Consider the following 1052-nt stretch of genomic DNA (forward strand, 5'->3'; position numbering starts at 1 on the left):
GCATAAAGTACCTTGGCACCGTGACGAATTACTCCTCCATATTCCTGTTCTGTACCCGGCATATAGCCTGGAACATCAACTAAAGAAATAATAGGAATATTAAAACTGTCTAAAAAGCGAATAAAACGTGCAATTTTAGTCGAAGCATCAATATTTAAACAGCCTGCTAGATGCTGCGGCTGATTGGCTATAATACCCACACTGCGGCCATTTAAACGGGCAAAACCGACTACTGCATTCTGGGCAAAATAAGGCTGGACCTCCATAAAGCTGTCTTTATCTGCCAGAACATCTATTACATCTCTGACATCATAAGCTTTTTGTGGGTTTTCCTTAACTATTTTTTTCAGTTCTTCAGTGCTGCGGCCCGGATCATCCTGGATTTCAATCTTTGCGGGCTCTTCTTTATAATTATCAGGTATGTAAGACAATAATCTCCGGATATTATCCAGTGCAGCCTCTTCACTGGCTTCCATAAAGTGAGCAACACCGCTGACCTGGTTATGAGTCAGAGCCCCACCCAGATCTTCGGCTGAAACCTCTTCTCCGGTCACCGATTTAATTACACTGGGTCCGGTGATAAACATCTTTGATGTCTGGTCCACCATAAAGATAAAATCTGTAATCGCAGGAGAATAAACAGCTCCACCGGCACAGGGTCCTAAGATTGCTGTAATCTGGGGAACTACACCAGAGGCTTTAGTATTGCGGTAGAAAATTTCTCCATAACCATTGAGTGAATCTATCCCCTCATTGATTCTGGCTCCACCGGAATCATTAAGACCAATTATTGGAGCTCCATTTTTAACAGCAAGGTCCATTACCTCAGAGATCTTATTGGCATGTGCTTCCCCAACTGAACCTCCCATGACTGTAAAATCCTGAGCATAAACATAGACTAAACGGCCTTCAATAGTACCATAGCCAACTACTACACCCTCTCCCGGAACCTCTTTTTCATCCATCCCTAAAGATGTACTGCGGTTTTCTACAAACATATTTAATTCATTAAATGTACCATCATCCAGTAAGTATTCTATTCTTTCTCTGGC

1 protein-coding gene is annotated in these 1052 nt (G+C 42.3%); it reads right to left on the reverse strand.

The window, feature by feature from the left end:
* Positions 1-1052: acyl-CoA carboxylase subunit beta (locus C7958_RS15515; protein ID WP_111573572.1), on the reverse strand; the 1052-nt coding region annotated here is incomplete at both ends.

Origin of the sequence: Halanaerobium saccharolyticum (assembly GCF_003259895.1) — a bacterium.
Classification (GTDB): domain Bacteria; phylum Bacillota; class Halanaerobiia; order Halanaerobiales; family Halanaerobiaceae; genus Halanaerobium; species Halanaerobium saccharolyticum_A.